Origin of the sequence: Streptomyces fildesensis, from assembly GCF_016107395.1 — a bacterium.
In the GTDB taxonomy this organism is placed as follows: Bacteria; Actinomycetota; Actinomycetes; order Streptomycetales; family Streptomycetaceae; genus Actinacidiphila; species Actinacidiphila fildesensis.
Genome location: NZ_JAAIKO010000006.1, coordinates 134,090 through 156,361, shown reverse-complemented (window position 1 = coordinate 156,361; position 22,272 = coordinate 134,090). Strand labels below are relative to the sequence as shown.

The window sequence follows — 22,272 nt, the reverse complement described above, 5'->3', positions numbered from 1 at the left end:
GAAGTTGGCCGTGCCGTGGCGCGTCCGGGATCCGGCGGATCGGAAGCCGCCGGCGCGCGGCGCACGGGTATCGTGCGGACGTGTCGTCCTACAGCATTGGCCAGGCAGCGAGAGTGCTGGGTGTGAGTCCCGAGACGGTCCGGCGATGGGCCGACGGTGGCCAGATCCGGATGGACCGGCACGGCCCGGGGAACCGGGTGATCGACGGGGTGAGTCTGGCCGCGTTCGCCGGGGAGCGGGCCGCCGGGGTACCGACGGGGCCCGACGCGGTCGCGACGTCCCTGCGGAACGCGTTCAGCGGGATCGTGACGGGCGTGACGCTCGACGATGTGGCCGCTCAGGTGGAGATCCAGGCCGGGCCGCACCGGATCGTGTCGGTGGTGACGCGGGAGGCCGTGGAGGAGCTGGGGCTGGCGGTCGGGGTGACCGTCACCGCCCGGGTGAAGTCGACCGACGTGCACATCGACAAGCGCTAGTCGTATCCGGAAGCGGTCAGCGGCACGGCAGCGCGGCGCGCAGATCGGGACCGCAGCGCGGCGCGCAACGCTTCCGGCCGGGTACGGTCCTGCCATGTCTGCATCATCGGAAGCCTCACCGTCGCCCTCCGCCGCCGCGTCGCCGTCCGCCGCACCGTCATCCGCGCCTTCCGCCGTGACTGCGGACGATCTCGACCGGTCGGTCCAGCTCGCCGTCGCCGCCCTGCGGAACGCGCCCACGACGGCTTGGGACGGTAAGGCCGGTTCGCTGGAGTGGGATTGCTGGGAGACCGTCGAGCACCTGAGCGACGATCTGTTCGCCTACGCGGCTCAACTGGGCCCCAGGACACCGCCTTTGGAGGGTGAGGTGCCGTTCGTCTGGGAGAGCCGGCGACCCGGTGGCCCGGCGAACGCCGTCCACGCGGACCGTACGGCGGGACCTGACGGACTGCTGCAGGTGCTGGAGGCGTGCGGTGCCCTGCTGGTCGCCATGGTGCGCACGACGCCATCGCGGACTCGCGCCTTCCACGGCTTCGGCGTGTCGGATCCGGAAGGGTTCGCCGCGATGGGGATCGTGGAGACCCTGGTGCACACCCACGATCTGGCAGAGGGACTCGGCCTCGCCTGGACCCCGCCCACCGACATCTGCTCGCGCGTGCTCGACCGGCTCTTCCCGGAGGCGCCGCGGACCACCCACCCCTGGCCCACCCTGCTGTGGGCGACCGGGCGAGCCGAACTGCCCGGCCACCCCCGCGTGACCACATGGCGCTGGTTCGGCGAGCCCCGGCCGTAACTCGCCCGCCTCCCCGGCCCGCCACCGCTCACCTCACCCGATCCGCACCTCGTACGGAGCGCCGGTGCTGATGGCTTCGGCCTGTTCCAGCAGGTCGGCCGGGGAGAAGCCGAGCCTCGCGTTCTCGGCCGCCCGGCGCAGCAGGGGAAGTATCTCGGCGACGGGCCGGCCGCGGTGGGATCGGCTGAGGGAGGCGAAGTCGCGCTGGTAGGACGTGCCGTAGACGTCTCCCCATTGGGTCAGTGACCGGCCCAGGCCCTGCCGGTCGACCGTGATCCTGTTTCCCATCGTGGTCCTCCTCAGCCATACGCCGTCCGCCGGTTCACGGACCGGTTTTCGACGCTACCGCGGAGGTCTGACACTGCCCGTGGGGCCGGCCCCGGACGGGACCGGCCCCACAGGCGTTCACGAGGCGTTACGTCAGGTTGCCGGAGCCGGCGGAACCTCGGTGCGCGTGCTGCGGAAGCGCGCGGCGTAGGCGGAGGGCGTGGTTCCCAGGTGGCGGGCGAAGGTCCTGCGGAGGGTCTCGTCGCTGCCCAGTCCACTGTGGCGGGCCGCGGAAGTCACGCTCTCGCCGCGTTCCAGCAGCATCCGGGCGGCTTCCAGCCGCATGGTCTCCACGTACGCGGCCGGGGTGCTGCCGGTGTGATCGCGGAACAGCCGGGACAGATGACGCGGGCTCACACCGGCCTGCCCGGCCAGGGCCTGCGGGCTGTGGTCGGACGCCGGGTCGGCCGCGATGGCGTCCAACAGCGGACGCACGACGGGGTGGAGCGTCGCGGTGATGCGGGAGGCGGCGGAGAACTGGGACTGCCCTCCCGGCCGTTGCAGGAAAACCACCAGGTCACGCGCGACCCGGCGGGCCTCTTCCGGGCCGTGGTCCTGTTCGACCATCGCCAGGCAGACGTCGATGCCGGCCGTCACCCCGGCCGAGGTGAGGACGGTCCCGTCCTGGACGTGGATGGCATCGGGCGTGACCCGGATGTCCGGGTACCGGCGGGCGAGTTCCGCCGCGTGCTCCCAGTGCGTCGTCGCCCTGCGGCCGTGCAGCAGGCCGGCCGCCGCGAGCGCGAACGCCCCGGTGCAGACCGCCGCCACGCGCTGCGCCCGCGCCGCCAGCCGAGCCACCTGCTCGACCAGGGCGGGTTCCCTCCGGAGGGTGTCGAGTTCGGCGGGGCCGGGGACGATGAGCGTGACCTCCTGGCCCGCCCGCTCCCCGGGGCCAACCGCTTCCGCCGGGGCGTCCCCGTCCGTCCACCGAGTGCGTTCGGCCTGCTCCGCGGAGAGGTCGGCCGCGATCCGCAGGCCGGTGGAGGTGATGACGTCCCGTCCCCCGGGGGTGCACACCCGCACGGCGTAGGCGCCCGTGTCCCGCGCGGCGGTGGCGAAGACCTCCAGCGGAGCGGCGACGTCCATCAGCCGCACCCCGTCGAAGGCAAAGACGATCACTTGGCGCTGCACCCGTCCACGGTAGCCGCATGTCCGCATCTGTGGGGTTCCTGTCTTCAGCGACATGGCGCGGCGTCCGGCACCGCGAGCAGGCTGGAACAGTCACCAGGGCCGGTCGGGCCCGTTCCCCGAGCAGAGGAGAGGAGCCGTTCCATGACGGTCCAGGAGTCCAGCGCCGCCGGAGTGTCCGTTCCGGACACCAAACTCGCAGCCGAGGCCACCGAGCTGGTGCGCGACACGGTCGGCGAGCTGATCTACCACCACTCCCGCCGCGTCTACTGGTTCGGCAGCCTGCAGGGAGCCAACCGCGGTCTGCGGTTCGACGCGGAACTGCTCTACGTCGCAGCGATGTTCCACGACTTGGGCCTCGGCGAAACCTTCCGTGGCAGCGGGCGCCGCTTCGAGGTGGACAGCGCCGACGAGGCACGCCGCTTCCTGCTCGGCCACGGTCTCCCCGAGGACGGCATCCGGCGGGTCTGGACGGCCATCGCCCTGCACACCACCCCCGGCATCCCCGGCTTCATGGAGCCTGAGGTCGCGCTGCTCACCGCCGGCGTCGAGTACGACGTCCTGGGCATCGGATACCGGGACATCCGTGACAGCGACCGCGCCGAGATCACCGCGCTGCACCCCCGCCCGGACTTCAAGCGGCGGATCCTGGAGGCGTTCACCGCGGGCATCGCCCCGAAGCCGGAGACGACGTTCGGGAACGTGAAGGCCGATGTCCTCCAGCACTTCGTCCCGGGGTTCGAGCGCGGCGACTTCGTGGAGACCATCCAGAACTCGCCCTGGCCCGAGTAGACCGGCTCCCCGGCTGCCCGACTGCCCGGAAGCGGTCTGCAAAGCAATGAGGGCGGCGCGGATCCGTGGAGGATCCGCGCCGCCCTCACCATGTTCGTGGAACGGAATTCTTGACTACTGACGTGGCGGCACCGGGTCACCGATCGGTGGTGCCGGAGACGGAGCGGGTCGGGTCGTCGACGGTGGGCAGGACGCCTTCGCGGCGGGCGCGCTTGGCGTCTTCGAGGAAGGCGCGGGAGAAGATCGCGGACAGGTGCGCCATGCCGTTGCGGTGAACGCGGATCTCACCGCCGTGCACCTTGCCACTGATGTGGATCCGGCGGCCGCTGGGGGTCGCCGAGGCGCTCTCGAGGTCCTTGACGCGGCCGCGGCCGACCCAGGACAGGCTCCCGAAGTGGTCGATGGTCGCGTCGGAGGGCACGAGCAGCTTGAGCATGCCGTGGTCGATGTCGACGTGGACGTGGATGTCGCCGTCGGCGATCTCGGGAGAGCGCAGGTCCAGGACGACCGCGCCGCGCCGGGTGCGGATCTGGAAGCGGTTGGCCTTGGTCCAGTTGCCGAGGTGCTTGGTCATCGTGTGGTCCGCGTCGATGCAGACCGGGCCGTTGTCGGGAGTGAAGTCTTCGCGGAGGTTCTCTGTGTTCGCCATGGCTTCATAGTGGCACACCCTCTAGTGTTCCGGCAACTAGTAGGAGGGCGGTGTACATTTATCTCTGTGACCACTAAGTTCCGGCGCTCCCCGTTGGCCCTGGCGATCCTCAGCCTTCTGGAGAACGGCCCGATGCATCCGTACGGCATCCAGCGCCTCATCAAGCAGTGGGGCAAGGACCAGGTCGTCAACGTCGGCCAGCGCGCGACCCTCTACAAGATGATCAGCCGGCTCCAGGAGGCAGGGCTGATCCAAGTCCAGGACACCGACCGCGATCACCGGTATCCCGAGCGCACGACCTACCAGGTCACCGACAGCGGCCGGGACGCCGCACGCCAGTGGCTCGCGGAGATCCTCTCCACGCCACGCAACGAGTTCCCGGAGTTCCCCGCCGCGCTCTCCTTCTTCCTGATGCTCACCCCGGAGACCGCTCAGAAGCTGCTCACCGAGCGCCGGGACCTGCTGCTCCGGGAGATCGCCGAACTGGACGCGGCACTGGCCACCGAGGCCGAGGGCTTCCAACTTCCCCGCGTGACCATGCTGGAGACCGAATACGTCCGCACGATCACCGGCGCCGAACTGGCATGGGTCACCGGCGTCCTCGACTCCCTGCGCGACGGCTCTCTCACCTGGGACTACGAGGAGCTCCGGAAGCTCGCCACGGCCTCGATCCCTGGCGTCTGATCCGGGGCCCGTTCGCGTCAGGCGTGGTACTCGGTGAGGTCGATGCTGTGCACGCGAAGCGGCGTCCCGTACTCCGGGTGCACGGTCTCACGCTCCACGACCATGCCGAGCTTCCGCATGACGTTCTCGGAGGCGTCGTTGCCCACCGCGGCGATGCTGATGACGCGGTCCAGGCCGCGATCCTGGAGCGCGAACTCCAGCGTGGCGTGGGCGGCCTCCGACGCGTAGCCCTGGCCCCAGAACTGCCGGCCGAGCCGCCAGCCGATCTCCACGGCGGGCAGCACCTCCGGCAGGAAGCTGGGCACGGACAGCCCGGTGAATCCGGCCAGTTCACCGGAGGCGAGCAGCTCGACGGCGAAGAGCCCGAAGCCTTCCTCGTCCCACTCCTCCTCCCAGCGCTCGATGGCCTCTGCGGTGCTCTCCAGATCACGGACCGAGCCGTCCGCGATGTAGCGCATCACCTGCGGGTCGGCGTTGATCTCCGCCATGGGCGCGAGGTCGTCGTCATGCCAGCGACGGAGGATGAGGCGGGGGGTACGGATTTCGGTCATACCCGCATCCTGCCGAACGCGGCGGCCCCAGCGGTAATCGGCACTCCCGGCGCACGGGCCCCGGCCCCGGCCCCGGAGAACTCCCTGGCCGCCCGACGCGCGGCGCCGCTATCCTGCACTCTCCTGACCAGCGGAATCACCGACTTCCGCCCCTCCGCAGAAGGCACTCACCATGACCGGCCGACCGACGACAACCCTCTGGCGCCCGACCGGTCCGAAGGAGCTGGAGCTGGTCCGGGAGCTGGAGTGGCGTGCCTGGCCGCCGCGCCTGCCGGAGCAGCCGATCTTCTACCCGGTGCTCAACGAGGACTACGCGGTCAGGATCGCCCGGGACTGGAACGTCAAGCACGACGGCGCGGGCTTCGTCACCCGCTTCGAGGTCGACTCCGACTTCGTGGCCCGGTACCCCGTCCAGCAGGCCGGCGGCCGGACGATCCTCGAACTGTGGGTCCCGGCCGAGGAGCTCGACAAGTTCAACGCCCACATCGCCGGCACGATCGACGTGGTCCACGAGTTCCGCTGAGCCGCAACGCCGTGGCCGTCGGTCCTGCATCGGGGCGGGGTCGGAGATCACACCGGCGGTACGAGGGTGCCCGCCGCAGGCGACGGGTTACCGCGCCGCGTCCAGCCGCTCGCGCTGTTCCGCCGTCAGCTCCAGGTCGACCGCGGCCAGACTCTCGTCCAGCTGCGCCACCGAGGAGGCGCCGACCAGCGGGATCGCCGGGATCTCGGATCCGATCAGCCAGGACAGCACCACCTGGTTGGCGGTCGCCCCGGTCTCCTTGGCCACCTGCCGCAGTGCGGCGAGCCGGACCGGCGTGCCCGAGTGGTCGAACTCGGGGCCCAGCGGCTTGTCCTCACGGACGTAGGCACCGCCCAGCAGTGGCGAGTAGGCGACGAGCGCGAGTTCGGGGTCGGAGCGCAGATAGCTGAGATGGTCGCCGCTGAGCACGCCCTCCTGGCCGTCCGGGGAGCGCCGGCTCGGGAAGTCGGTGCGCTGCCGCAGATAGCTGTGGTGGAACTGCAGGACCTCGTACCCCGGCAGGCCGGCCGCCGCGGCCAGGCTGCGGGCCTGCTCCACCCGCCACGCGTAGTGGTTGCTCGCCCCGAGCAGACCGACGGCGCCCTCGGCGACCAGTTCGGCGAAGCTCTCGACGATCTCCTGCGTCGGTACGCTCGTGATCTGGGTGTGCGCGTACAGCAGGTCCAGCTTCTCCATACCGAGCCGCTCCCGGCTGCGCTCCGCGGACTCCCGGATCGTCTTGGCCGACAGGCCTTCGACGTCGAGGGCCATGGTGGCGCTGGGGGCGAGCGGCCGCCCCCCGAGCTTGGTGGCGATGGTCAGCTCGTCACCGGCACCGCGGCTGCGGCGCCAACGGCCGAGCAGTTCCTCGCTCTCGCCGCCCTGGGTGCCGTTGACCCAGTAGGCGTAGTTGTTGGACGTGTCGATGAAGGTGCCGCCGGCTTCGACGAACCGGTCGAGGATCGCGAACGATGTCGCCTCATCGGTGATCGTGCCGAACAGCATGGCGCCGAGACTCAGCACGCTCACCTCGCGGCGGGTCGCCGGGTCCTTGCCGATCGTGCGGTACCGCATGTGCGTTCCCCTCGTCGAGCCCATCGGTGCCGGGCTTTGAGCAGGAGTCTGCATCCTGGAGAGCGCTCTAAGTCAACCCCCTCCGACCAGGGCGGTCAGGTGTCCAGCGAGCGGATGACCCGGGCCGGATTGCCGACCGCCAGGACGCCGGCCGGCAGGTCCTTGGTGACCACCGCACCGGCGCCGACCACGGTGTTCTCGCCGATGGTCACTCCGGGGCAGACGATCACCCCGCCGCCGAGCCAGACGTTGTCGCCGATCGTGATCGGCACCGCCTTCTCCCAGCCGGCCCGCCGCCGCTCGGTGTCCAGCTCATGGGCCGGCGTCAGCAGTTGGACGTTAGGACCGATCTGCACGTCGGCTCCGATGGTGATGGGCGCCGCGTCGAGGAAGACCGCACCGAAGTTCACGAACGTCCGGGCGCCGACAGTGATCTGACGCCCGTAGTCGCACTGGAACGGCGCACGGATCACCACCCCTTCGCCCACCGCGCCGAGCAGGTGCTCCAGGAGCTTGCGACGCTCGGCCGGTGCGGGCCGCGCACCCGGGTCGACCGAGTTGTAGGCCGCGCACAGCTCGGCTCGCCGCTCGGAATCCGCACCCAGGTCGGGGTCGTCCGGGAGGTACCAGTCGCCTGCCAGCATGCGTTCCTTGTTCTCGCCCACAGGGGTCCTCTCTCCCAGATCAGCCACGATAGCCAACAGCGCGGGCGGGCAGGCGGGGCTCGACAGCCCCGCCGGATCCGGCGGCACGCCGACTTGCGCGACACACCCCACCGCGGGCCGCGCGGCTCTACTCTGATCGTGGGCCGGATGCGACGTCGGCGGGGGAGCTTGCGGCGCCCGGCCGGCACGGGTTCCGGAGGGGGTGCGGCACGGTGGAACAACTGGGGCCCGGGGATCCGCGGCAGGTGGCGCAGTACCGGATCAGCGCACGGCTCGGCGCGGGCGGCATGGGGCAGGTCTATCTGGCGCGCTCACCGGGCGGCCGGTCCGTCGCGGTGAAGGTGGTCCGGGCCGATCTGGCCCAGGACCCGCAGTTCCGCATCAGGTTCGCCCGTGAGGTCGAGGCCGCGAAACGGGTCAGCGGGGTCTTCACGGCACCGGTCATCGACGCCGATCCGAACGCGGACCCGCCGTGGCTGGCCACCGGCTACGTCCCCGGACCGTCCCTCACCAGCGCCGTGACGGAGTTCGGCCCGCTGCCCGAGGACTCCGTGCGCATGCTCGTCGCCGGGCTCGCCGAGGCACTGGTCGCCATCCACCGGGCGGGGCTGGTCCACCGGGACCTCAAGCCGTCGAATGTGCTGCTCGCCCTGGACGGTCCCAAGGTCATCGACTTCGGCATCGCCAAGGCGCTGGAGTCCGTGGGGCTGACGATGGCCGGATCGGCGATCGGCTCACCGGGATTCATGGCGCCCGAGCAGGTCACCGGTGGCGAGGTCACCTTCGCCACCGACATCTTCGCGCTGGGCGCGGTGCTGGTCTTCGCCGCGACCGGCCGGTCCCCCTTCGGCACCGGCCCCACCCCCGCGCTGCTCTACCGGGTGGTCAACGACGAGGTCGAGGTGGACGACCTGCCGGGCGGACTGCGCCCGCTGGCTCGGAGCTGTCTGGCCAAGAACCCGTGGGAACGGCCCAGCGCGGCGCAGATCCTGGACGGGCTGGACTCCCCCGATCAGGCGCCGACCGCGGCGTTCGCGTCGGGCGGGCGCTGGCTGCCCGCGCCGCTGACCCGGGCGATCCTGCGGCAGTCGGGGATGCTCGACGAGGAACGGACCGTGCTGGACCCCCCTCCGGCCCCCACCGCTCCGCTCACCGCACCGGCGCCGTCCGGCTACGGCTATCCCGGTCCGGCGGAGGGATCGGGTCGTGCGGAGGGAGCCGGCCCGCCCGCGGGGTTCGGCCCGCCGCCGTTCGTCCCGGCCTCCGGCGGGACCGGGTACAACGGACCCGGCAGCCACAGCGCGTACTCCACCGTCCCGGCCCCGCAGGCCCCGCAGCATCCCGGAGTCCAGCGGCCGCCGAAGCGCCGCCGCGCGATCCTCGCGGTGGCCGTCGCGGTGCTGCTGATCGGCGGCGGTGTGGCCATCGCGCTGAACCAGTTGGGGAACAAGGACGACACGGGTGGGGACAGCAAGGCTTCGGGCGCGCCGAGCACGGCCTCACCCGCCCCGGACGGCCCGGCCACCGCGCTGCCCTGCGGCGGCATCAACGACCCCTTCACCTCGAACGTGAGCGCCGCCGGCTGGCATCCGATCAACAAGATGGAAGACACCATCGCGCTCCCCGGCGGCAAGCTCGACATCACCGCCGCCGACGGCGCCGATCTGCGCGCCGACATCCCCTCGATCGGTGCCAGGGCGCCCATGTTCTACCGGGAGGTGAACGGGAACTTCACCGCCGAGACCGAAGTGAACGCGTCCCCGCATTACACCTACCAGGGAGCCGGCCTCTTCCTCAGCGCGGCCGACTTCGGGTACATCCGCCTGGAGCGCGGCTACGGCGACACCGGCGGCATCACCTTCGAGTACTTCAGGGACGACGGGAAGTACGTCACCGTGGACTACGCCTTCACCACCGCGGCGGCCAAGGGCAGGACGCTCGTCAGGACGGACGCCACCAGCCTCCAACTGCGGCTGCGGCGCGCCGGAGATACGGTGACCGCGTCCTGGCGGGCGAGCGGTGCGGCGGACTGGCAGCAGCTGGGGCAGGCGCCGACTCCGGGCACGTCGGGAGGCAAGGGGACACCGGAACTCCGGATCGGCCTCTCCGTCGTCAACCGCGCCCAGTCGCCCCAGGGTGATCCGCAGAAGCGGCCCTTCACGGCGTCCTTCGACCACGCCAACATCACCTGCGGCTGAGCCCGTCCGACTCCGGGCCGCCGTACCGCCGGCGTCACTGCGGGCGCTGCGTCAGTCCGGGCGCTTGCGCGGTGCGCGGGCGCAGGCGGCCTCCACCGTCGCGACGGGGCGCAGGTCCATCGTGAGGCCGGCCAGCCGCAGGATCCGCAGATGCCAGGGATGGGTGCAGACCAGCCCCATCCAGCCGTCGTGCTCCAGAAGCCGGCGGTGGGTGCGGACCAGCAGCGTCAGGCGGCGCAGTCGAAGAACTGGGCGGGCCGCAGGTCCACGACCACCAGGGCGCCCGGCGACTCCGTCACGGCGGACACGCCCGCGCCGACCTCCTCGATCGTGGACAGGTCGATCTCCCCGCGTAACTCCACCACGGTGAACTCGCCCCGCTCGTAGGTGTGGACGAGCCGGCGCCGCGACAGCGCGGAGTCCGACCGGAGGGAGGTCTGGCCCGCGGTGGCGGGCTGGGTGTCCTCATCCATGCGCGGTCCCCTGTCCAACAGCTTCCGGATCGACGGAAGCACTCAGCCATACGGACTACCACCGGAGTCCCGGGCGACATCCCTGAACTCTAAGGGACCGTGGGAAAAGCAGAAACGTGCAGGCAGCTGGCGGTTCAGTCCTGTGGGTGAATTTCGCCGAACGCCTTGCCGGTCGGCACATTTTGTGCAGGTGCGGCCTGTGTCGCGGCGACCGATCCCGCCCCGGTCCCACCCCGGTCCGAACCCGCCCGGTCGCCCCTCCGGTCGCCGAGTGGCGCCCCGGCCGTGGCGCTCCCACTCGTTCGGCGGTGCGCCGGGCAGCGGCCGTCCCTCCCGCCCATGATGCTGTGACCTGCCGGATCGCTGCCCAGGACGACGTCGGGTGCCGCCGTCCGAGGGACGCTCGGGCCCCGGCGAGGATGCGCGGGCCGATACATATCCCCTTTGGATGGATCTCAGGCATGGAGTCGACTGCGTGCACATCGTGCGCTCCCCGTGTCGGTGAACGGAGTTCGCACCATGCGTCGCATAGCCACGGTCCTGGCTGCCACCGCCCTCGCCTCCGTCGCGATCGGAGCCGGTGCCAGTGCCGCGTACGCCGCGGACCAGCCCTCGCTGAGCGTCACCCCGAGCCCGGCCATGCCCGGCTCCACCGTCGTCATCTCCGTCAGCGGCGGCTGCACCGCCTCCTCGGCCTCGGCCACGTCGGAGGCCTTCACCGGCAAGGTCGAGCTCTCCACCGGCTCGGCGCGCATCTACACCGGCACCGCGACGATCAGGTCCGCCATCAAGGCCGGCACGTACTCGATCGACGTCGCGTGTCCCGGTGGCGCCACCAGCACCTACCAGTTCGAGGTCGGCACGGCGAGCAAGGGTGCCAGGACCGGTCTGGGCGGTTCGGTCGGCGGGATGAACACCGGCCGGATCACGGGCGGCATCGCCCTCCTCGGCGTCGCGGCCGGCGGCGTCGTGATGCTGCGCCGCCGCCGGGCCGACCACAACTGACCGCTCCCCCCCGGCGTGTGATCGCGCCCCGCAGCCGCGGCTGCCCCGGTTCATGGGCCCGGGGCAGCCGCTTCGGTCCGTCCGGTCGGTCACGGACTGGCCGTCCGGCCGGTCACAGACTGACGCGCACCGCCAAGGGTCCGGCGTCCTCCTGCTGTTCCACGGCGCCGATCCGGCCGGCGGCACGCACATCGGCGTCGACGAGGGCGTAGCGGTCGAGCACCTCACGCGGACCGGAGACCACGGCCTCCTTCACCTCGGCGCGCATGGACACCTTCGCCTCCGACTTGGCCTTGCGGACCGCCGCGATGACCTCGGCCGCCGTCGCCAGCAGCTCTCCGTCCCCGTCGGCGGCCAGGGCGCGGATCTCCGCCGCCGCGGGCCAGGCCGCACGGTGGACCGAGCCCTCGGCGTGCCAGGACCACACTTCCTCCGTGACGAACGGCAGCACGGGGGCGAAGAGCCGCAGCAGCGTGTCGAGGGCAGTGGTCAGGGCCGCGCGGGCCGAGTGCGTCCCGTCGATGTCCCATGATCCGTTGGCACTGCCCTCGGCGCCGTAGGCACGGTCCTTGACCAGTTCGACGTAGTCGTCGCAGAAGCGCCAGAAGAAGTGCTCCGTTCGCTCCAGGGCGCGCGCGTAGTTGAAGTCCTCGAACGCGGCGGTGACCTCCTCGACCGCCGCGGCGAGTTCGGCGAGCATCGCGCGGTCCAGGGGACCGGTGACGGGGGTCCCGTCGGGCACCTCGCCGAAGCCGCGGACGAACTTGCTGGCGTTGAGGATCTTCACCGCGAGCCGGCGGCCGATCTTCATCTGGCCGGTGTCGAAGGCCGTGTCGGTGCCGGGACGGCCGCTGGCGGCCCAGTAGCGGACGGCGTCGGAACCGTGCTGGACGAGGAGGTCGGCGGGGGTGACCACATTGCCCTTGGACTTCGACATCTTCTTGCGGTCCGGATCGAGGATCCACCCGGAGATCGTGGCGTGCTTCCAGGGCAGTACGCCGTGTTCGGCGTGCGAGCGGACGACGGTGGAGAACAGCCAGGTACGGATGATCTCGTGGGCCTGCGGGCGGAGGTCCATGGGGAAGACCCGCTCGAACAGATCCGGGTCCTTCAGCCACCGGCCGGCGATCTGCGGGGTGAGCGACGAGGTGGCCCAGGTGTCCATGATGTCGGGGTCGCCGGTGAACCCGCCGGGCGCGCCGCGCTGTTGCTCGGTGTATCCCGCGGGCGCCTCGGTGCTGGGGTCGACCGGCAGCGCCGCCGGGTCCGGGGCGATCGGCCGGTCGTACTCCGGGTTGCCCTCCTGGTCCAGCGGATACCAGACCGGGATCGGCACGCCGAAGAACCGCTGGCGGCTGACGAGCCAGTCACCGTTGAGTCCGCTCACCCAGTTCTCGTAGCGCACCCGCATGTGTTCGGGGTGCCAGCGCAGTTCGGCGCCGCGCCGGAGCAGTTCCTCACGCAGCGGGACGTCGCGCCCGCCGTTGCGCAGGTACCACTGGCGGGTGGTGACGATCTCCAGGGGCTTGTCGCCCTTCTCGAAGAACTTCACCGTGTGGGTGACCGGCCGCGGGTCGCCCTCCATCTCGCCGCCGGCCCGCAGCATCTCCACGACGCGCTCGCGGGCGGTGTGCGCGGTGGCTCCGGCCAGCCGGCCGTAGGCGGCGCGCGCCGCTTCGGAGTCGACGCCCGGGGGCGGATCCGCGGTGAAGCGGCCGTCCCAGCCGATCACCGGGCGGGTGTCGAGCCGGAGTTCGCGCCACCAGGTGACGTCGGTGGTGTCGCCGAAGGTGCACACCATGGCGATGCCCGAGCCCTTCTCCGGGTCGGCCAGCTGGTGCGCCAGCACGGGCACGGCGACATCGAAGAGCGGGGTGCGGACCGTCGTGCCGAACAGGTCCTGGTAGCGGGCGTCGTCGGGGTGGGCGACGAGCGCGACGCAGGCGGGGAGCAGTTCGGGGCGGGTGGTGTCGATCAGGACGCGGCGGCCGTCGGCGCCGTGGAACACCAGCCGGTGGTAAGCGGCCGGCCGCTCGCGGTCCTCCAGTTCGGCCTGGGCGACGGCGGTGCGGAAGGTGACGTCCCACAGCGTCGGTGCCTCGGCCATGTACGCCTCGCCGCGGGCGAGGCAGTTGAGGAAAGCGAGCTGCGAGGTGGCACGGGCCTCGTCGTTGATCGTCTGGTACGTCCGCGTCCAGTCCACCGACAGGCCGAGCCGGCGCCACAGGTCCTCGAACGCCTTCTCGTCCTCGACGGTCAGCCGCTCGCACAGTTCGATGAAGTTGCGCCGGGAGACGGGGAGCTGCTGCTTCCCCGGGTTCTCGGGCGGGGTGAACTCCGGGTCATAGGGCAGCGCCGGGTCGCACCGGACACCGAAGTAGTTCTGCACGCGCCGCTCGGTCGGCAGGCCGTTGTCGTCCCACCCCATCGGGTAGAAGACCTCCTTGCCGCACATGCGCTGGTACCGCGCGATCGCGTCGGTGTGCGTGTACGAGAAGACATGGCCGACGTGCAGCGAACCGCTGACGGTGGGCGGCGGGGTGTCGATGGAGAACACCTGCTCGCGCGTCCTGGAGCGGTCAAATACGTATACGCCTGACGTGTCCCACCGTTGAGACCACTTCTCTTCCAGCCCGTCGAGGACGGGCCTCTCGGGAACGCCGCTCGGGCGGTGGGTGAACGTCATGCTCCGACATGCTAAAGGACGTGCGGTTCGCCGCTTCGGGCCGGGTGCTCCGCCGCGCGCGAGGCCGGAACCCCAGGCCACTTGGGCCGGGCCGTACACGACCACTCGAAGGGAGTGAAATACATATGAGCCATAACCCGAATGCCTCCGGTGCGTTGTGACGGGTGCGGACGTTCGGTCCGCGTGGAATTCCGGAAGGCAGGAAACCTATGAAACAGGTCGCCAGAAAGGGACTGCTCACCGCCATGGTCGCCGGCGGAGCACTGGCCAGTGCCGGATACGCGCACGCCGACGCGGGCGCCGGTGGTGACTCGGTGGGATCTCCCGGGGTGCTGTCGGGCAACTCGGTGCAGATCCCGGTGCACGTTCCGGTCAACCTGTGCGGGAACACGGTCAGTGTGGTCGGCCTGCTCAACCCGTCGTCCGGCAACGGATGTGCCGACGTCTCGCACGGTGGCGGTCCTGCCGCGGGTCCGGCCGCCGGCCAGGGCACCGGAGGCGCCCGGTCCACGACCACCGGCGACTCGGCCGCGCACGGCGCGACGAAGGGCTCGCCGGGGCTCCTGTCGGGCAACGGCCTGCAGTTGCCGATCGATCTGCCGGTGAACATCACGGGGAACGCGGTCAGCGTCGTGGGTATCGGGAACCCGTCGAGCGGAAACGTCTCTTCAAACCGGCCGGACACGCCTCCCGTCCGCACCCTCCCCGCGCCTCCGCGGCTGACCGTGCCGGTACCGGCGGGTCATCAGGCCCCGCTCGTCCAGGCCGAGGCCGGCGAGTCGCTCGCGCACACGGGCACGGACTCCCTGGGCTTCACCGTACCGGCGGGCGCTGCCCTGCTGATCGGCGGCACCGTGCTGTACCGGAGGTCACGTCCGCGGACGTGACGGGCTCCTGGGCCGGCCCGGGCCGGCGGCCGAACTCCCCTGGCCCCGGCCCCCGGCCGCGGCACGTCGGCCGCAGCAGCCGGCCGACCGCCCCATCACATCAGTGAATGACATCATTTGGGTGCATACAAGGCGTTCCCCTGCGTGGGACACCGCGGGAACGTGCATCCACCACCAGTGTCGTCTCACGGTCTCGCGGGGCCGTGCGGGCCCCGACTCCCGCGGCGGCGGGACCGGGCGCCGCGCACCGATATCTGAGCCACACTGCGAGAGCAAGGTAAGTGAAAGCACCGGAACAACGTGGCGAAGTCCCAGCCAGAACCGGCACCGGCGGCTTCGGTGGCGGCGCCCCAGGACTCGCGGCCGGGGCGGTGTGGCCGGTGGCCGGGGCGGCACCGGCCAGAACTCTGCTCGATGTGCTGGAGGCGTCGGCCCGGGCGCATCCCGACGCGCCCGCTCTGGACACCAGCACGGGCTCGCGGGCCGATGGCGGTTCCGGGCTGCTCGACTACCGCGCCCTGACGGCCCGGGTCACGGAACTGGCCGACCGACTGGCGGCCGCGGGCATCGGCAGGGGCGACCGGGTCGGGGTGCGCGTCCCGTCGGGCACGGCGGAGCTATATCTGGCGATCCTGGCAGTGCTGCACACCGGGGCGGCCTACGTACCGGTGGACGCCGACGATCCGGACGAGCGCGCGGAGCTGATCTGGGCCGACGCCGCGGTGTGCGCGGTGATCGGCGCAGGATGCGAGATCGTGCCGCGCCCCGCGCAGCGGCCCGGTGGCCGGCCGGGCCGCCCGGGACCCGACGACGACGCCTGGATCATCTTCACCTCCGGCACCACCGGCCGTCCCAAGGGAGTGGCGGTCAGCCACCGTTCGGCCGCCGCGTTCGTCGACGCCGAGGCGCGGATCTTCCTCACGGACGCGCCGCTGGGCCCGGGCGACCGGGTGCTGGCGGGGCTGTCCGTCGCGTTCGACGCCTCGTGCGAGGAGATGTGGCTGGCCTGGCGGCACGGGGCGTGCCTCGTACCGGCCCCCCGGTCGCTGGTGCGGGCCGGCGTCGACCTGGGGCCCTGGCTGGTCGAACGGGGCGTCACCGTCGCCTCCACGGTGCCGACGCTGGTGGCGCTGTGGCCCGTGGAGTCGCTGGCCCGGGTGCGGCTGCTGATCCTCGGCGGTGAGGCGTGCCCGGCCGGACTCGTCGACCGGCTGGCAGCGCCGGGCCGCGAGCTGTGGAACACCTACGGGCCGACGGAGACCACCGTGGTCGCGTGCGCCGCGCTGCTGACGCCGGGGCAGCCGGTCCGGATCGGCACACCGCTGGACGGCTGGGAGATCGCCGTCGTCAACAGTGAGGGCAAGCCCGTCGCCTGGCACGAGACGGGAGAACTGCTGATCGGCGGGGTCGGCGCCGCCCGGTACCTCGACCCCGCCAAGGACGCCGAGAAGTTCTGTCCGCACCCGTGGCTGCGCGGCCCGCGCGTCTATCGCAGCGGTGACCTGGTGGTGGCGGAACCTGAGGGCCTGGTCTTCGTCGGGCGCGCCGACGAGCAGGTGAAGCTGGCCGGCCGCCGGGTCGAACTCGGTGAGATCGACGCGGCGTTGCGGGCGCTGTCCGGGGTGCGCTCCGCCGCGGCGGCCGTGCGGAACACGGCGGCGGGCGGCCAGGTACTGGTCGGCTACCTCGTCCTGGACCCACCGGACGGGGAGAAGGGACAGGACGGCGGAGACGCGACCGCCCAGCAGGACCCGCCGCGGTTCGACTCGGCTGCGGCGCGTGCCCTGCTGCTCGAACGGCTTCCGGCGACGCTGGTCCCCGCCCTGGCCGTGGTGGACGAACTGCCGACCCGCACCTCGGGAAAAGTCGACCGCGACGCCCTGCCCTGGCCGCTGCCGACGACCGCCGGTACCGGAGCGGACCCGTCGGGCGACGGCGCCACGCTCGGGGAGACGGCGGCCTGGCTCGCCGGGAAGTGGCGGGAGGCGCTCGGCCTGCCCGTCACCGGTGACAGCGACTTCTTCGCGCTCGGCGGCACCAGCCTGGCCGCCGCGCGACTCGTCTCGGTCCTGCGGGAGCGGTACCCCGGGGTCTCGGTGGCGGAGGTCTACGGCCGCCCCCGGCTGCGCGACCTCGCCGCCCACCTCGACGAACTCGGCGGCGGCCCGCGCGAGGAACGGCAGGTCCGGCCGACGCCGCGCCGCGCCGGAGCCGTTCAACTGCTGGTGCTGTCCGTGCTGTACACGCTCGGCGGACTGCGGTGGATGCTCGGCCTCGCGACGGTCGACAACCTGATCGGGCCGCTGCCCTGGGCGCCGCACACCTCCTGGTGGCTGATCCTGGGCGGCTGGATGGTGCTGTCGAGCGCCGCCGGCCGGGTCGCCATCGGCTCGGCGGCGGCCCGGCTGCTCACCGCCGGGATGCGACCGGGTTCCTATCCGCGCGGCGGCCGGTTCCATCTGCGGCTGTGGGCGGCGGAGCGGACGGTGGCCATGTTCAACATCGCCTCGCTGCTCGGCACACCCTGGGCCCGGCACTACGCCCGCGCGCTGGGCTGCAGGGTCGGGCGGGACGTCGATCTGCACACCGCGCCGCCGGTGACGGGCATGGCCCGGTTCGGCGACGGATGCGCCGTCGAACCGGAGGCCGACGTGGCCGGGTGGTGGCTGGACGGCGATGTCCTGCACCTGGGCGCCGTCGAGATCGGGGCCGGTGCCCGCGTCGGCACCCGGAGCACCCTGATGCCCGGTGCCAGGATCGGCGACGGCGCCGACATCGCGCCCGGCAGCTGCGTCCTCGGCGACGTCCCGGACCACCGGCAGTGGCACGGCTCCCCCGCCCGCCCCGTCACCGGCGCACCGCAGGCCGGCGACGGCTGGCCGCTCCCCGACCACCGCCGTGCACGCCGCTGGGACCTCGCCTACGCGCTCGCCCTGCCGGTCTTCAACCTGCTGCCGCTGATCGCGGCGGCGCCCGCGCTGTGGATGACGTACCAGGCGGTCCGCGGCGAGGGGACGCTCACCGGGGTCCTGGTGCGGCTGCTGGGGCTGACCCCGCTGCTCATGGTGGTGGGCGTCGTGGCGTACGCGGGGCTGATCGTCGTCCTCGTGCGGCTGTTCGGCATCCCGGTGAAGCCCGGTCATCACCGCGCGCACGGCGGTGTCGCCTTCTGCACCTGGATCGTGTCGGGTCTGATGACCACGGCGCGCGGCTCGCTCTTCCCGTTCTACGCCAGCCTGTTCACCCCGGTCTGGCTGCGGCTGCTCGGCGCCCGGGTGGGCCGCCGGGTCGAGGCGTCCACCGTGCTGGCGCTGCCCGGACTGCTGCGCGCCGACGACGGCGCGTTCCTGGCCGACGACTCGCTCGTCGCCCCGTTCGAGATCCGTGGCGGCTGGTTGCGGCTCGGCGCCGCACGGGTCGGCCGCCGGGCCTTCGTCGGGAACTCCGGCATCGTCGGCCCGGGACGGGAGCTGCCCGACCACGCCCTCATCGGAGTGCTGTCCGACGCCCCCGAGCACGCGGAGCCGGGCTCGTCCTGGACCGGACGGCCGGGCTTCCCGCTGCCCCGCGTCCCGGACCACGCCGATCCCGGGCGTACCTACGACCCGCCCCGCCGGCTGGTGCTGGCCCGCTCGGCGGTGGAACTGTGCCGTGTCGTCCCGGTGCTGTGCTCCGCGCTGCTGGGCGCCGGGTCCCTCGCGGTGCTGCAGGCCGTCTTCACCACGTACGGGCTGCTGGTCGGCGCGGCCGTCTCCGGTCTGGTGAGCGTGGGCGCCGGCATCGTCGCGCTGCTCCTCACGACCGCGGCCAAGTGGATGCTGGTGGGCCGCTTCCGCACGGGCGAGCACCCGTTGTGGTCGTCCTTCGTCTGGCGCAACGAGCTGTACGACAACTTCGTGGAAGAGCTGGCCATGCCCTGGATCGGCACGACCCTGACGGGCACACCGTTCCTGAACATCTGGCTGCGCAGCCTGGGTGCGCGCATCGGCCGTGGGGTGTGGTGCGAGAGCCACTGGCTGCCCGAGGCGGATCTGGTGCGGCTGGACGACGGCGTCAGCGTCAACCGCGGGTGCGTCCTGCAGACGCATCTGTTCCACGACCGGCTGATGCGTCTCGACGCGGTCCACGTCGGGGCGGGCGCCACGCTCGGCCCGCACTCCATCGTGCTGCCCGGCTCGGTGCTCGGCGCCGGATCCTGCGTCGGCGCCGCCTCGCTGGTCATGCGCGGCGAGGGTGTGCCGGCGGGGTCCCGGTGGGTGGGCAATCCGGTGGCTCCGTGGCCGCGGGAGGATCCCGGCACGCCGCCCGGAGCCGGCGCGGGCACCGGACGCCTCAGGTCCCCGGGCCGGCCCCGTGGTCCGGAGGACGGAGCGTCCGGTTACGAGGCCGGCGTCCCCACGGACACCAGCCGCTCGGCCGCTTCGGGGTCGAGGGCCTAGGGGGCGACCCCACTGCAGCTGCCCGGCTCGTTCGGTGCGGCTTCGTTGCAGTCCTCGAAGTACCGGCCGCCGATGCCGTCGAGCAGCGGCGAGGTCGCGACCAGCACGGAGGTGGCCGTGCCCTGCTCCGGTGTCTTCCACCGCATGCCGCCGCCAATGCTCTGGGCGCGGAGCCGCACCCCCGCCTGACGGCCTGCCGGAACTCGTCCGCGGATTTCTGTTATCGGCCTCCGCCCGCCGGATCTCCTGTGTGTGCACCCGCACCCAGCAGACCCCGCACCGGAAAGTGAAGCCGCGTGAACCGTGAGACCCAGCCCCCGACGTCCACCCCGGAACCGGGCGCGAGCAGCGCCCCGTACCAGCAGCGCCCGGACGGCCGGGGCACGCATTCGGCCGCCGGGCGGGGCCGCAGCGCCGGGCGGCACAGCGGGCGGAGCGGGCAGCACCGGGGGCGCCGCTCGCGGTGGGCGGCGACCGTCGGTGGCGCCGCCGCGCTCATAGCCGTCGCGGGCGGCGGGTACACCGTGGTCCAGTCGACGACGGACCGGACCGACGAGACGCGTGCGGCCGCCGGACCCGCGCCGGTCACGGACGCCCCCGATCCGGCCGGCACCCCGGGCGGCGCCTCGGCCGCCACGGGATCCGCGGCCCCCGCCACCCCTTCCCACAGCGCCTCCGCCACGGCGACCCCCTCCGCGCAGCGGCCGGGCACCCACCCGGCCACCACCGTGCCGCACACCACCGGAACGGGCACCGGCACCGGGGGGACCGGCACGGGCGTCGGCTCCCGTAAGGCACCCTCCTCGGGCACGCTGTCCGGCGGCGGAACCACCGCCCGGTACGCGCAGCAGGTCGTGGACATGGTCAACACCGAACGCGCCCGACAGGGCTGCAAACCCGTCACCGTCAACGCGAAGCTCCAGGCCGCGGCCCAGGCGCACTCCGATGACATGGCCGCCCGCAACTACTACGAGCACGACACCCCTGAGGGCGTCGGGCCGGGCGCGCGGATGACGGCCGCCGGCTACCACTGGAGCACATGGGGCGAAAACATCTACAAGAGCCCCAAGGACGCCCAAACCGCGATGGACGGCTGGATGAAGAGCCCGGGACACCGTGACAACATCCTCAACTGCGCCTTCAAAGAGATCGGCGTCGGCATCAACATGAGTGCGAACGGTCCCTGGTGGACCCAGGACTTCGGCGCGGCCTCCTGAGGTCACGGACGGTGCGGGGCAACACGGCACGAGACGGTGGACGGGAGCGGTCGGACGTGGAGCGGGACAGCGGGGCCGCGCTGGTGGCGGCCGCCAGGGCCGGGGACGAAGGGGCCCGCGAGGAGCTGGTCGCGGCGTATCTGCCGCTGGTCTACAACATCGTGGGCCGGGCGCTGGACGGGCATGCCGATGTCGACGACGTCGTGCAGGAGACGATGCTGCGCGTCCTGAGCTCCCTGCCCGACCTCCGCGATCCGGCGGCCTTCCGCTCCTGGCTCGTCGCCATCGCCATGAACCAGGTCCGCCGGCTGCGGTCGGCGAGCGGTACGCCCCGCGCCGATGGGCTCGACCAGGCGCGGGAGATCGCCGACCCGACGGCCGACTTCACCGACCTGACGATCTGGCGGCTCGGCCTGTCCGGGCAGCGCCGGGAGGTGGCCGAGGCCACCCGCTGGCTCGACGCCGACGACCGGGAGCTGCTGTCCCTGTGGTGGCTGGAGGCGGCCGACGTCATCACCCGCGAGGAGCTGGCCGCCGGGCTCGGGGTCCCGGCACGGCACGCGGCGGTGCGCGTCCAGCGGATGAAGGAGCAGCTGGAGACCGGCCGGCTCGTGGTGCGGGCGCTGGCCGCCGTACCGCGCTGCCCCGAGCTGGGCTACCTCGTCGCGCCCTGGGACCAGATACCGTCCGCGCTGTGGCGCAAGCGCATCGCCCGGCACGCCCGCGACTGCCCGGACTGCTCCGGGCGCGCCGCCGACCTGGTACCGGCCGAGGGGCTGCTCGCCCGGCTCAGCCTGGTGCCCGTCCTCCACTCCCCCGGCCTCGGCTCCCCGGCCGGCCTGCCGGTGGCCCCGACCGGCTCACCGCTCGCAGCACACGGCTCGGGTGGTTCAAGCGGTGCCCATGGTCCCGCCGGTGCGCACGGCTCCGGCGGTTCGCACCGCTCCGGTGGCGGCTCGGGAGGCTCACGCGGCTCGGGCTCGCGCGGAAAACCGCCGCGCTCCCGGCGGCCCCGTACGCCAGCCGTCGTCGCCGGCGTGCTGCTGGTGACGGGCACAGCGGTGGTGGCCGCGCTGCGGTGGGGACCCGGTCAGGCGTCCCCCGCGCCGGCTGCCGCGCCCTCCCTGGCGGCCACCGCACCCGTGACCACCGCGCCCGCCCCCCTATCTCCGACGCCGACCGCGACGCCGGCTCCGACCACCAAGCCCGCGGCGCCGCCCGCCCGTCCCCGGCCCACCCTCGAACAGCAGGTCACCGAGCTGGTCAACGCGCAGCGGGCGCTGCACGGCTGCCGCCCGGTGCGCGCGGACGCGAAGCTGCATGCGGCGGCACAGGCACACTCCGACGACATGGCCGCCCGTGGCTACTACGAGCACGACACCCCGGAGGGGGTGGGCCCGGACGCGAGGATCACCGCCGCGGGCTACACGTGGAGCAGATGGGGCGAGAACATCGACCGCGGCCCGTCGACCGCCTCCCGTGCCGTCGCCGACTGGATGAGCGATGCCGCACACCGGGACAACATCCTCAACTGCCAGTTCACGCACATCGGAGTGGGCGCCCACCTCGGTTCCGGCGGCCCTTGGTGGACCCAGGACTTCGCCGCCCACTGACGTCCGGCCCGGACCGCATCCGGGCCTGATCGCTTCGGCGGTCCGGGAGTCTCAAGCGATGCTGGAGCGCTTCGGGGAACCCTGCTCGC

Annotated in this window: 21 protein-coding genes; 11 read left to right on the top strand and 10 right to left on the bottom strand. The window is 72.5% G+C overall.

Annotated features, from left to right (window positions below; all coding sequences use genetic code 11):
* The first annotated feature begins 80 nt into the window (after positions 1–80).
* Complete coding sequence (locus tag C6N31_RS12430) at positions 81–476, top strand: TOBE domain-containing protein (RefSeq protein WP_138355627.1); 396 nt, start codon at positions 81–83, stop codon at positions 474–476.
* A 94-nt stretch (positions 477–570) separates the two neighbouring features.
* Positions 571–1,269, top strand: a complete 699-nt coding sequence (locus tag C6N31_RS12425) for a hypothetical protein (protein WP_138355626.1) — start codon at positions 571–573, stop codon at positions 1,267–1,269.
* Positions 1,270–1,302: 33 nt separating this feature from the next.
* On the opposite strand, the gene C6N31_RS12420 is transcribed toward C6N31_RS12425, so the two are convergent.
* Together C6N31_RS12420 and C6N31_RS12415 are read right to left on the bottom strand one after the other, a co-directional pair.
* Positions 1,303–1,557: a hypothetical protein gene (locus C6N31_RS12420; RefSeq protein WP_138355625.1), complete on the bottom strand. Its 255-nt coding sequence runs from the start codon at positions 1,555–1,557 to the stop codon at positions 1,303–1,305.
* Positions 1,558–1,689: 132 nt separating this feature from the next.
* Positions 1,690–2,730, bottom strand: coding sequence for a GlxA family transcriptional regulator (locus C6N31_RS12415; RefSeq protein ID WP_244809631.1), 1,041 nt, complete (start codon positions 2,728–2,730; stop codon positions 1,690–1,692).
* A gap of 141 nt (positions 2,731–2,871) precedes the next feature.
* Here C6N31_RS12415 and C6N31_RS12410 point away from each other — a divergent pair, with 141 nt between their 5' ends.
* Positions 2,872–3,519 carry an HD domain-containing protein gene (locus C6N31_RS12410; protein WP_138355624.1) on the top strand — a complete coding sequence of 216 codons (648 nt, stop codon included), beginning with the start codon at positions 2,872–2,874 and terminating at the stop codon, positions 3,517–3,519.
* A 136-nt stretch (positions 3,520–3,655) separates the two neighbouring features.
* On the opposite strand, the gene C6N31_RS12405 is transcribed toward C6N31_RS12410, so the two are convergent.
* Complete coding sequence (locus tag C6N31_RS12405) at positions 3,656–4,168, bottom strand: hypothetical protein (RefSeq protein ID WP_138355623.1); 513 nt, start codon at positions 4,166–4,168, stop codon at positions 3,656–3,658.
* 66 nt (positions 4,169–4,234) lie between these two features.
* Between C6N31_RS12405 and C6N31_RS12400 the strand changes: the two genes are divergently transcribed.
* Positions 4,235–4,852: a PadR family transcriptional regulator gene (locus C6N31_RS12400; RefSeq protein ID WP_138355622.1), complete on the top strand. Its 618-nt coding sequence runs from the start codon at positions 4,235–4,237 to the stop codon at positions 4,850–4,852.
* A gap of 17 nt (positions 4,853–4,869) precedes the next feature.
* On the opposite strand, the gene C6N31_RS12395 is transcribed toward C6N31_RS12400, so the two are convergent.
* Positions 4,870–5,403, bottom strand: a complete 534-nt coding sequence (locus tag C6N31_RS12395) for a GNAT family N-acetyltransferase (protein ID WP_138355621.1) — start codon at positions 5,401–5,403, stop codon at positions 4,870–4,872.
* Positions 5,404–5,575: 172 nt separating this feature from the next.
* On the opposite strand from C6N31_RS12395, the gene C6N31_RS12390 reads away from it, so the two are divergent.
* Entirely contained in the window at positions 5,576–5,926 is a 351-nt protein-coding gene (locus C6N31_RS12390) for a hypothetical protein (RefSeq protein WP_138355620.1), read from the top strand.
* Between the two features lie 87 nt (positions 5,927–6,013).
* On the opposite strand, the gene C6N31_RS12385 is transcribed toward C6N31_RS12390, so the two are convergent.
* Both C6N31_RS12385 and C6N31_RS12380 read right to left on the bottom strand, forming a co-directional pair.
* Positions 6,014–7,000 (bottom strand): aldo/keto reductase, encoded by a 987-nt coding sequence (locus C6N31_RS12385; RefSeq protein ID WP_138355619.1) that lies wholly within the window; start codon positions 6,998–7,000, stop codon positions 6,014–6,016.
* A 95-nt stretch (positions 7,001–7,095) separates the two neighbouring features.
* The gene (locus C6N31_RS12380; protein WP_138355618.1) at positions 7,096–7,665 is read right to left on the bottom strand and encodes a sugar O-acetyltransferase; all 570 of its coding nucleotides are present in this window, start codon (positions 7,663–7,665) and stop codon (positions 7,096–7,098) included.
* Between the two features lie 212 nt (positions 7,666–7,877).
* Between C6N31_RS12380 and C6N31_RS12375 the strand changes: the two genes are divergently transcribed.
* Positions 7,878–9,863 carry a protein kinase domain-containing protein gene (locus C6N31_RS12375; RefSeq protein ID WP_138355617.1) on the top strand — a complete coding sequence of 662 codons (1,986 nt, stop codon included), beginning with the start codon at positions 7,878–7,880 and terminating at the stop codon, positions 9,861–9,863.
* A 51-nt stretch (positions 9,864–9,914) separates the two neighbouring features.
* On the opposite strand, the gene C6N31_RS45120 is transcribed toward C6N31_RS12375, so the two are convergent.
* Together C6N31_RS45120 and C6N31_RS43725 are read right to left on the bottom strand one after the other, a co-directional pair.
* Positions 9,915–10,043, bottom strand: coding sequence for a hypothetical protein (locus C6N31_RS45120; RefSeq protein ID WP_269289141.1), 129 nt, complete (start codon positions 10,041–10,043; stop codon positions 9,915–9,917).
* A 47-nt stretch (positions 10,044–10,090) separates the two neighbouring features.
* On the bottom strand, positions 10,091–10,336 hold the full coding sequence (locus C6N31_RS43725) for an STAS domain-containing protein (protein WP_232485101.1): 246 nt from the start codon (positions 10,334–10,336) through the stop codon (positions 10,091–10,093).
* 519 nt (positions 10,337–10,855) lie between these two features.
* Here C6N31_RS43725 and C6N31_RS12365 point away from each other — a divergent pair.
* Positions 10,856–11,341 carry a hypothetical protein gene (locus C6N31_RS12365; RefSeq protein ID WP_138355616.1) on the top strand — a complete coding sequence of 162 codons (486 nt, stop codon included), beginning with the start codon at positions 10,856–10,858 and terminating at the stop codon, positions 11,339–11,341.
* A 112-nt stretch (positions 11,342–11,453) separates the two neighbouring features.
* Here the strand turns inward: C6N31_RS12365 and valS are convergent, their stop codons facing one another.
* On the bottom strand, positions 11,454–14,027 hold the full coding sequence (valS, locus tag C6N31_RS12360; RefSeq protein WP_138355615.1) for a valine--tRNA ligase: 2,574 nt from the start codon (positions 14,025–14,027) through the stop codon (positions 11,454–11,456).
* A gap of 209 nt (positions 14,028–14,236) precedes the next feature.
* Here valS and C6N31_RS12355 point away from each other — a divergent pair, with 209 nt between their 5' ends.
* Positions 14,237–14,914, top strand: a complete 678-nt coding sequence (locus C6N31_RS12355) for a chaplin (protein ID WP_138355614.1) — start codon at positions 14,237–14,239, stop codon at positions 14,912–14,914.
* Positions 14,915–15,285: 371 nt separating this feature from the next.
* Complete coding sequence (locus C6N31_RS12350) at positions 15,286–19,353, top strand: Pls/PosA family non-ribosomal peptide synthetase (protein ID WP_138355677.1); 4,068 nt, start codon at positions 15,286–15,288, stop codon at positions 19,351–19,353.
* Here C6N31_RS12350 and C6N31_RS12345 read toward each other — a convergent pair.
* A complete protein-coding gene (locus C6N31_RS12345) occupies positions 19,350–19,499 on the bottom strand; it encodes a hypothetical protein (RefSeq protein ID WP_198357519.1) in 150 nt (49 codons plus the stop codon). The genes C6N31_RS12350 and C6N31_RS12345 overlap by 4 nt on opposite strands.
* A 150-nt stretch (positions 19,500–19,649) precedes the next feature.
* Between C6N31_RS12345 and C6N31_RS45895 the strand changes: the two genes are divergently transcribed.
* On the top strand, positions 19,650–20,570 hold the full coding sequence (locus C6N31_RS45895; RefSeq protein WP_307811347.1) for a CAP domain-containing protein: 921 nt from the start codon (positions 19,650–19,652) through the stop codon (positions 20,568–20,570).
* 56 nt (positions 20,571–20,626) lie between these two features.
* Entirely contained in the window at positions 20,627–22,183 is a 1,557-nt protein-coding gene (locus C6N31_RS12335; RefSeq protein WP_198357518.1) for a sigma-70 family RNA polymerase sigma factor, read from the top strand.
* Positions 22,184–22,272 lie beyond the last annotated feature (89 nt).